This window comes from Rhodoblastus sp. (genome assembly GCF_041915505.1).
Taxonomy (GTDB): domain Bacteria; phylum Pseudomonadota; class Alphaproteobacteria; order Rhizobiales; family Beijerinckiaceae; genus Rhodoblastus.
In genome coordinates this window covers 1-8,714 of the sequence record NZ_JAYSBG010000139.1, presented here as the reverse complement: position 1 = coordinate 8,714, position 8,714 = coordinate 1, and the positions used below count along the sequence as shown (strand labels likewise).

The 8,714-nt window shown below is 65.2% G+C and carries 8 protein-coding genes and 1 other RNA gene; 6 read left to right on the top strand and 3 right to left on the bottom strand.

Annotated features, from left to right (window positions below; genetic code table 11):
- The 5 genes from rpoD to ACE3S9_RS10400 form a co-directional block, all read left to right on the top strand.
- Window positions 1-1,671 (top strand): RNA polymerase sigma factor RpoD (gene rpoD, locus ACE3S9_RS10420; protein ID WP_374546391.1); only part of this gene is annotated, 1,671 nt, incomplete at its 5' end.
- Window positions 1,672-1,723: 52 nt separating this feature from the next.
- Window positions 1,724-2,509: an alpha/beta hydrolase gene (locus ACE3S9_RS10415; RefSeq protein ID WP_374546390.1), complete on the top strand. Its 786-nt coding sequence runs from the start codon at window positions 1,724-1,726 to the stop codon at window positions 2,507-2,509.
- Window positions 2,510-2,567: 58 nt separating this feature from the next.
- A non-coding RNA gene (gene ssrS, locus ACE3S9_RS10410) (6S RNA) lies at window positions 2,568-2,716 on the top strand.
- Between the two features lie 57 nt (window positions 2,717-2,773).
- Window positions 2,774-3,370, top strand: coding sequence for a 5-formyltetrahydrofolate cyclo-ligase (locus ACE3S9_RS10405; RefSeq protein ID WP_374546389.1), 597 nt, complete (start codon window positions 2,774-2,776; stop codon window positions 3,368-3,370).
- Window positions 3,343-4,182 carry a YmdB family metallophosphoesterase gene (locus ACE3S9_RS10400; protein ID WP_374546388.1) on the top strand — a complete coding sequence of 280 codons (840 nt, stop codon included), beginning with the start codon at window positions 3,343-3,345 and terminating at the stop codon, window positions 4,180-4,182. Before ACE3S9_RS10405 ends, ACE3S9_RS10400 begins: the two co-directional genes overlap by 28 nt.
- Here ACE3S9_RS10400 and ACE3S9_RS10395 read toward each other — a convergent pair.
- A complete protein-coding gene (locus ACE3S9_RS10395; RefSeq protein WP_374546387.1) occupies window positions 4,163-5,074 on the bottom strand; it encodes a bestrophin family protein in 912 nt (303 codons plus the stop codon). The genes ACE3S9_RS10400 and ACE3S9_RS10395 overlap by 20 nt on opposite strands.
- 167 nt (window positions 5,075-5,241) lie before the next feature.
- Between ACE3S9_RS10395 and ACE3S9_RS10390 the strand changes: the two genes are divergently transcribed.
- Window positions 5,242-5,988, top strand: coding sequence for a YebC/PmpR family DNA-binding transcriptional regulator (locus ACE3S9_RS10390; RefSeq protein ID WP_374546386.1), 747 nt, complete (start codon window positions 5,242-5,244; stop codon window positions 5,986-5,988).
- 60 nt (window positions 5,989-6,048) lie between these two features.
- Here the strand turns inward: ACE3S9_RS10390 and ACE3S9_RS10385 are convergent, their stop codons facing one another.
- Together ACE3S9_RS10385 and ACE3S9_RS10380 are read right to left on the bottom strand one after the other, a co-directional pair.
- Window positions 6,049-6,501 carry a hypothetical protein gene (locus ACE3S9_RS10385; protein WP_374546385.1) on the bottom strand — a complete coding sequence of 151 codons (453 nt, stop codon included), beginning with the start codon at window positions 6,499-6,501 and terminating at the stop codon, window positions 6,049-6,051.
- A 189-nt stretch (window positions 6,502-6,690) separates the two neighbouring features.
- Window positions 6,691-8,592, bottom strand: coding sequence for a propionyl-CoA synthetase (locus tag ACE3S9_RS10380; RefSeq protein ID WP_374546384.1), 1,902 nt, complete (start codon window positions 8,590-8,592; stop codon window positions 6,691-6,693).
- Between the last annotated feature and the right edge of the window lie 122 nt (window positions 8,593-8,714).

Below are 8,714 nucleotides of genomic sequence, written 5' to 3'. Positions count from 1 at the left end.
GACCCCGTGCGCATGTATCTGCGCGAGATGGGCTCGGTCGAACTGCTGTCGCGCGAGGGCGAAATCGCCATCGCCAAGCGCATCGAGGCCGGGCGCGAGGCGATGATCGCCGGTCTGTGCGAGAGCCCGCTGACCTTCCAGGCCATCATCATCTGGCGCGACGAACTGGTCGAGAACAAGGTGCTGCTGCGCGAGATCATCGATCTCGAAGCCACTTATTCCGGACCGGACCGCAATAATCCGAGCGCCGAGGACGGCGAGGGCGAAGGCGAGGCGGAAGGCGCTCCGGCGGCCGAAGCCGAGAGCGAGGCGCCCTCCACCGCGCCGCGCAATCCGCCGGCCGGGCTCGACGAGCCGCCGGTCCCGGAAGACGCCTTCGAGGAAGACGACGATCTCGACAATTCGGTTTCGCTCTCCGCCATGGAGACCGAGCTGAAGCCGAAGGTGCTCGAAACCTTCGACCGCGTCGCCGACGCTTACAAGAAGCTGCGGCGGCTGCAGGACCAGAATGTCGAGAACAAGCTCAAGAACGAGGCGCTGACCCCGGCGCAGGAGCGCAAGTACAAGACGCTCAAGAAAGAGATCGTCACCGACGTCAAGTCGCTCTCGCTGAACCAGAACCGCATCGACGCCCTGGTCGAGCAGCTCTACGACATCAACCGCCGGCTGATCGGGCTGGAAACCAGGCTTCTGCGGCTCGCGGAAGGCTATGGCGTGGCGCGCGAGGACTTCCTCAAGAACTACCACAACGCCGAACTCGACCCGAAATGGGTGCTGCGGGTGTCGAAGCTTGGCGGGCGCGGCTGGAAGGAATTTGTCGCCAACGGCAAGGACGACATTCACGACCTGCGCGGCGAAATTCATGCGCTGGCGACCGAAACGGGACTCGAAATTCTCGAATTCCGCAAGATCGTCCATATGGTGCAGAAGGGCGAGCGCGAGGCTCGTCAGGCCAAGAAGGAAATGGTCGAGGCGAACCTGCGTCTCGTGATTTCCATCGCCAAGAAATACACCAATCGCGGCTTGCAGTTCCTGGACCTGATCCAGGAGGGCAATATCGGTCTGATGAAGGCGGTCGATAAATTCGAATATCGGCGCGGCTATAAATTCTCGACCTATGCGACCTGGTGGATTCGTCAGGCAATCACGCGTTCGATCGCGGATCAGGCGCGCACGATCCGCATCCCGGTCCATATGATCGAGACGATCAACAAGATCGTGCGCACCTCGCGCCAGATGCTGCACGAGATCGGCCGCGAGCCGACCCCGGAAGAGCTGGCCGAGAAGCTCGCCATGCCGCTGGAAAAGGTGCGCAAGGTGCTGAAGATCGCCAAGGAGCCGATCTCGCTCGAAACGCCGATCGGCGACGAGGAGGATTCGCATCTCGGCGATTTCATCGAGGACAAGAACGCGATCCTGCCGATCGACGCCGCGATCCAGAGCAATCTGCGCGAGACGACGACGCGCGTGCTGGCCTCGCTGACGCCGCGCGAGGAGCGCGTGCTGCGCATGCGTTTCGGCATCGGCATGAACACCGATCACACGCTGGAGGAAGTCGGCCAGCAGTTCTCGGTGACGCGCGAACGTATCCGCCAGATCGAGGCCAAGGCTCTGCGCAAGCTGAAGCACCCCTCGCGCAGCCGCAAGCTGCGCTCGTTCCTCGACAACTGACCCAAAAGCCCGCTGTTTCAGCGGGCTTTTTCCTTTCTGCGCGGAATCCGCCATGACATTGGAAGTTTTGAGCCGATTGCCTGAACAGGCGACCGGCAAGCCGCCGCTTTTGTTCGTCCACGGCGCCTGGCTCGCCGCCTGGTGCTGGGACGAATATTTCCTGCCGTTCTTCGCCGAGCGGGGCTATCCGGCTTACGCCGTCAGCCTGCGCGGGCACGGCGCATCGCGCGGCGCGCTGCCTTGGGCGGGCATGGCGGATTATGTCGCCGATGTCGCAGAAGTCGTCGCAAGCCTGTCGGCGCCGCCCGTGCTGACCGGCCATTCGATGGGCGGCGGCGTGGTGCAGAAATATCTGGAACAGTATGAAGCGGCCGGCGCGATCCTGTTCGCCTCGATGCCGCCGCACGGCATGTCCTCTTCGTTCATGGACGCCATGCGCCGGCACCCTTTGCGCTGGCTGCAGGCCAATTTTTCGATGAACACCAAGAGCCTGTTCGACACGCCGGAATTGTGCCGCGAGTTTTTCTTCTCGCCTGCCACCTCGGACGCCGAGATCGTCCGGCTGATGCGGCGCGCCGATGACGAATCCTATCGCGCCTTGTACGACATGACCCTGCCGAACCTGATCGACCCCGCTAAGGTCAGGACGCCCCTGCTCGTGCTCGGCGGCGAGAAGGATGTCGTGATTCCGCCGCGCGACGTGCTGGAGACCGCGCGGCGCTACAAGGCGGAGGCGCAAATTCTGCCCGGCCAGCCGCACGCCATGATGCTCGACGGGTTGTGGCGCGAGGCGGCCGGGGCGGTTGAATCTTGGTTGTCGGCGCGGGCGGCAGGCTGACGCGTCTTTCTTGCCGAAACCACTGGCGCCGGCGGCCGCGACGCCCTAAATTGACGGAGCGGCGCTGCGGGGTGCGTGTGGCTAATTCCCCGGGGCCTTACGATTCCAACGGGAGCTGTCCCTGTCTTCGTCCGTGGACTTAGGCACATGGCGCCCACCTACTTTGTAGGTTCCCGGGATCGTGACCCACGGCTTTTGCGGCCCGCACCCTTTTGTCCCCTCGCCCCGATTGCGGGGAGAGGGGGCGCGGTTGAGAAGGCGTCCTTGCGCGTAAAACTCCGCGCCGTGCGCGACGCGCTTCCTGCCGCCGAGGCGGCTCAGGCCGGGCAGGGGCTCGCGGACAAGGCTTTGGCCTTTCTGCTGGAAAAAGCCTTGGACCCTGCCGCGACGCCCGTCGCGCTCTACGCCGCTTTGCCCGGCGAGCTGGATTGCGCGCCTCTGCTCGCCGCGCTCGCCGCACGCGGCTTCCCGACCCTGCTGCCGGTCGCCGGCGTCAAGGCGACGCCTTTGACCTTCCGCCTGTGGCGGCCGGGCGACGCACTGGCGCCGGGCCGGTTCGGCCTGCGTGAGCCGGTCGCGAGCGCGCGCGACATGGCGCCGAAAATCCTGTTCCTCCCGCTGCTCGGTTTCGACGCCGAAGGGACGCGGCTGGGTTTCGGCGGCGGCTATTACGACGCCACTCTGGCGCATCTTCGCGGGAGCGGCTTCCCGGTCGCGGCTGGCGGGCTGGCCTTTTCCTGTCAGCAAGTCGCGAAAGTCCCGCGCGAAAAGCACGACGAGGGGCTGGATTTCGTGGTAACGGAGAAGGAAGTTCTGACCTTCACGGATCCCGCATGCGTCTTCTCTTCATCGGCGACGTGATCGGACGCGCCGGCCGCGCGGCGATCGCCGAACATGTTCCCGCTTTGCGCCGCGAACTGGCGCTGGATTTCGTCGTCGCCAATGGCGAGAACGCCGCCGGCGGTTTCGGCATCACCGAGGCGATCGCGCAGGAATTTCTCGGTCATGGCGTGGATTGCGTCACGCTCGGCAATCACAGTTTCGACCAGCGCGAAGCGCTTGTTTTCATCGAGCGCGCGCCGCATGTGCTGCGGCCGATGAATTATCCCGCCGGCACGCCGGGGCGCGGCGCCTGGCTTTACGAGACCGCCAGGGGCGACCGCGTGCTGGTGATGAGCGTGATGGGCCGGGTGTTCATGGACGCGCTCGACGATCCCTTCGCTGCGGTTGAGAAGGAGCTGGCGGCCTGTCCGCTCGGCCTCGCCTGCGACGCCGCCATTCTCGACATCCACGCCGAGGCCTCCAGCGAGAAACAGGCCATGGCCCATTTCTGCGACGGCCGTGTTTCGCTGGCCGTCGGCACGCATACCCATGTCCCGACCGCCGACTGGCGCATCCTGCCGCATGGCACCGGGTTCCAGAGCGACGCCGGCATGACCGGGGATTACGACTCGGTCATCGGCATGGACAAGGAGGAGCCGATCCGCCGTTTCACCCGCAAGACGCCGGGCTCGCGCTTCGAGCCGGCCGACGGGCCGGCGACCTTGTGCGGCCTGTTCGTCGAGACCGGCGGAGATGGTCTGGCGAAGCGCGTCGCGCCGGTGCGGCTCGGCGGTGGTCTGTCGCAGGCGGTTCCCGAAGGCGCCGAATTGTTCAAGTCAGCCGTCCGCTGACCGGCGCGAGCGGCTCCGGTGGCGGCTCGCCGGTGGCCTCGGCGATTTCGATCTCGATGGCGCGCACAAGGGCGTCGAGCGGCAGATGATTGGGCATCAGCCCGAACGGCAGCTCCAATTCGTCGCCGAGCGCGTCGAGGCCGAAAAAGGCATAGGCCAGCAGCACCGCGAAAAAGGGCGTCAGCCAGCCCAAAGCGCCGACCAGGCCGAAGGGCGCGAGCAGGCAGAAGATCCAGCAGGTCCGGTGCAGCAGCAGCGAATAGGAAAAGGGCGTCGGCGTGGTGGCGATGCGTTCGCAGGCGGTCTGGACGGCGCTGAGCCCATCGACATGGGCGGCCAGCGCTTGAAGCGTGATCTCGCCGAAAGCGCCCTCGCGCCAGGCCTCGGCGAGCTCGCGCGTGGCGCCCGAGAGCGCCGCGCCCGGACGGTTGCGCAAGCCGGGCAGGGCTTCGGCTTCCGGCGCCGGCAGCCAGGGCGCCAGCGCCGCGCTTTCGTCGCGCTCGCGCAGCCGCGCCGCAAGACCGGCGGCGAAACCGGCGACGCGGCGCAGGATGCGGATCTGGCGCGGGCGGTCGTTGGGCAGGAAGGCGGGAATGTCGCGGGCCAGCGCCCGGGCGCAGCTGATCGCCTGGCCCCATTGCTTGCGGCCTTCCCACCAGCGCTCGTAACAGACATTGTTGCGGAAGCCGAGGAAGATCGACAGCACCAGGCCGATCAGGCTGAATGGCGCGAGCGAGATTTCCGGCAGCAACCCGGGGCGCCAGGCGTCGGCGGCGGTGACGGCGACGGCGAGCGCCGCGATCAGCAGGATATGCAGCCAGATGCGCGGAACGACCGTGCCGCGCAGGGTGAACAGCATGGTCGGGACATTGAGTTCTTTCTGGACGATCATGCGGCGGTCCTGCGGTGTTTTTTCGCGCGCGCGGCGATTCTGCGCCTCTGAGAGGAAAGCCCATCTTTTCAGGCGGCGGGCGCGCGTTTATAAGGCGCCGTCGAATTTTTCGCTCGCCGTCATACATTCGTAAAGACGCGGCGGGCGCATTTCAGCAGGGATCAGGGATGGCCGGGCATAGTCAGTTCAAGAATATCATGCACAAGAAGGGCAAGCAGGACGCGATCCGCTCCAAGCTCTTCTCCAAGCTGGCGCGCGAAATCACCGTGGCGGCGAAAATGGGCATGCCCGATCCGGCGATGAATCCGCGCCTGCGCCTCGCCGTGCTGGAGGCGCGCGCCGAAAACATGCCCAAGGACAATATCGAGCGCGCGATCAAGAAGGCTTCCGGCGGCGACAGCGAGAATTATGACGAAGTGCGCTACGAGGGCTATGCCCCGGGCGGCGTCGCCGTCATTGTCGAGGCGCTAACCGACAACCGCAACCGCACCGCGGGTGAAGTGCGCTCCTATTTCACCAAGGCCGGCGGGGCTTTGGCGGAAACCGGCGCGGTCTCGTTCATGTTCGACCATGTCGGCCAGATCGAATATGAGGCCAAGGTCGCCAGCGAGGACGCCATGATGGAGGCGGCCCTCGAGGCCGGCGCCGACGACGTCGCCACCACCGAGGAAGGCCACGAGATCACCACCTCGCTGGAAGGTCTGGTCGATGTCTCCAAGGCGCTCGAAGCCAAGTTCGGGGAGCCGAAAAAGTCCAAGCTGATCTGGCGGCCGCAGAACACCATTGCGGTCGATGACGAGGCTGGCGAAAAGATTTTGAAGCTGATCGGCTCGCTCGAAGACAATGACGACGTGCAGAACGTCTACGCCAATTTCGAAATTTCCGACGCGCTCGTCGCCAAGATGGGCGGCTGAGGGTTTCTCGCGGTCCAGCTAGCCCCGCCCCCGGTTTCCGGCGGCGGGGTTTTGTTTGCCTCAGGCGACTCCGGCCGCGACCTCTTCGTCGGCGTCGCGGGTCATCGCCCGCAAGAGGCACTGCCGGGCGAAGGCCAGCAATTCCTCCGGACAGCCCGGCGCGGTCTCCAGCACGCGCGCCAGCATACGCATGCGGGCGGCGTCGAGACGCGCCTGGGCGCCGCCGAGCCAGTCGATCAGGCGGGAGGCGGCCTCGATCGGCGTCTGGTCCGGCGAAAAGGTTTCGACGAACCAATGGCCCATGGCGTCGGCGAAATAATCGTTCCATTCCGCGCAGGCCGGATGGCCCGCGCACGCCAGAGCGAACACCGCCTCCGCCTCGCCGATGGTCAGGCCGAGCCGGCGCGGGCTGAATTCGTTCAGCCGGCGCACATCGTCGGGACGAATCCGGCCGTGGCGCGCGATCGACGCGCAGAGTTCGGGGATTTGATCCAGGGCCCTGACGACTCGCAATGGCATAAGGTCCGCTCGCTGATTCCGGTGAGACGGTCCTGTCATATGGCCTGGACGCTAATGAATCCTGCCCGATTTCGCTAAGGTTGGAGGAATATGGCCTCCATCTAACCAATTGAAATAATGCTATAAAACAAACAAATCCCGGCGAAGTCGCCGGGATTTGTGACGTCAGGGCTTTCGCCGGGTTCAGAAACCCTTGTTCTCCAGCGCCGCCATGATCTCGTCCATGATGGCCGGATCGTCGATGGTGGCCGGCATGGTCCACGGATCGCCGTCGGCGATCTTCTTCATCGTGCCGCGCAGGATCTTGCCCGAACGGGTCTTGGGCAGGCGAGCGACGGTGATGGCGATCTTGAAGGCGGCGACCGGGCCGATCTTGTCGCGCACCAGCTTGACCAGTTCCTTCTCGATGTCGAGCGGCGAGCGGGTCACGCCCGATTTCAGCACCACGAAGCCGCAGGGCTGCTCGCCCTTCAACTCGTCCTTGACGCCGATCACGGCGCATTCCGCGACATCCGGGTGGGACGCCAGAACCTCTTCCATGCCTCCGGTCGAGAGGCGATGGCCGGCGACATTGATGATGTCGTCGGTGCGGCCCATGATGTAGAGATAGCCGTCCTCGTCGATAAAGCCGGCGTCGGCGGTCTTGTAGAAGCCGGGGAAGTCGACGAGATAGCTCTCCTTCATCCGCTCGTCCTGCTTCCACAGGGTTGGCAGGCAGCCGGGAGGCAGCGGCAGCTTGACCACGATCGAGCCCATCTTGCCGGCGGGAACCGGATGGGCGGCCTCGTCGACGATCTGCACGTCATAGCCGGGCATGGCGGCGGTCGGCGAGCCGTGCTTGACCGGCAGCGCGCCAAGGCCGACCGGATTGCCCGCGATGGCCCAGCCGGTTTCGGTCTGCCACCAATGGTCGATCACCGGCACGCCAAGGACCTGCTCGGCCCAGGCGACCGTGTCCGGATCGGCGCGCTCGCCGGCCAGGAACAGGGTCCGCATGGACTTCACATTGTATTTCTTGAGATATTCCGCGTTTGGATCTTCCTTGCGCACCGCGCGCAAGGCGGTCGGCGCGGTGAACAGCGCCGAAATCTTGTATTCCTCGATCACGCGCCAGAAGGCGCCCGGATCGGGCGTGCCGACCGGCTTGCCCTCATAGACCAATGTGGTCGCGCCATAGAGCAGCTGGCCGTAGAGAATATAGGAATGGCCGACCACCCAGCCGACATCCGAGGCCGCCCAGAACACTTCGCCGGGCTCGATGCCGTAGAGGTTCTTCATGGTCCAGGTCAAGGCGACGGCGTGGCCGCCATTGTCGCGCACCACGCCCTTCGGAACGCCGGTGGTGCCGGAGGTATAGAGGATATAGAGCGGATCGGTCGCCTTCATCTCGACCGGCTCGACCGTGCGGCGCTCGGCCAGCGCGGCCACAACCAGATCGCCCCAGTCGAAGTCGCGGCCGCCGATCATCTCGGCCTTTTCCTGCGGGCGCTGCAACAGCAGCACCTTTTCCGGCTTGACCGCGGCCAGGCTGATCGCCTCGTCGAGCAGCGGCTTGTATTTCACGACGCGGCTGGGCTCGATGCCGCAGGAGGCGCTGAGGATCACCTTGGGTTCGGAATCGTTGATGCGGGTCGCGAGCTCCTTGGCGGCAAAACCGCCGAACACGACCGAATGGATGGCGCCGATACGGGCGCAGGCCAGTACGCCGATCACCGCCTCGGGGATCATCGGCATATAGACCAGCACGCGGTCGCCCTTGGTCACGCCGAAATCCTTGAGCACGGAAGCGAGGGCGTTCACCTCGGCCAGCAATTGCTCATAGGTGTAGGTGCGCTTGATGCCGGTGACGGGGCTGTCATAGATGATCGCCGGCTGCTGGGCGCGGCCGTTCTTCACATGGCGGTCGACGGCGTTATAGCAGGTGTTCAGCGTGCCATCCGGGAACCAGCGGCCATAGACCCCGGCGTTCGGGTCGAATGCGACGGTCGGCGGTTTGATCCAGTCGACGGCCTTGGCGGCCTCGGCCCAGAAGGCCTGCGGATCGGTGCGCCAGGACTGGTAGACTTCTTGATAGCGGCTCGCCATGTTCCCCACGCTCCCGTTCTTATGCACGCGGTGGCCCGCGCGAAATTGTGCGGAAAGTGCGCTGGAAAGGCCGATAAGTCCAGAATGAGGCGCTTGTTCCTTCGGCTAATCGACGTTTTGCG

Bases quoted from the DNA above. Each gene is read 5' to 3' on its own strand.
- ACE3S9_RS10415 (WP_374546390.1), top strand. From the start codon at position 1,724: ATGACATTGGAAGTTTTGAGCCGATTGCCTGAACAGGCGACCGGCAAG.
- ACE3S9_RS10400 (WP_374546388.1), top strand. From the start codon at position 3,343: ATGCGTCTTCTCTTCATCGGCGACGTGATCGGACGCGCCGGCCGCGCG.
- ACE3S9_RS10395 (WP_374546387.1), bottom strand. From the start codon at position 5,074: ATGATCGTCCAGAAAGAACTCAATGTCCCGACCATGCTGTTCACCCTG.
- ACE3S9_RS10390 (WP_374546386.1), top strand. From the start codon at position 5,242: ATGGCCGGGCATAGTCAGTTCAAGAATATCATGCACAAGAAGGGCAAG.
- ACE3S9_RS10380 (WP_374546384.1), bottom strand. From the start codon at position 8,592: ATGGCGAGCCGCTATCAAGAAGTCTACCAGTCCTGGCGCACCGATCCG.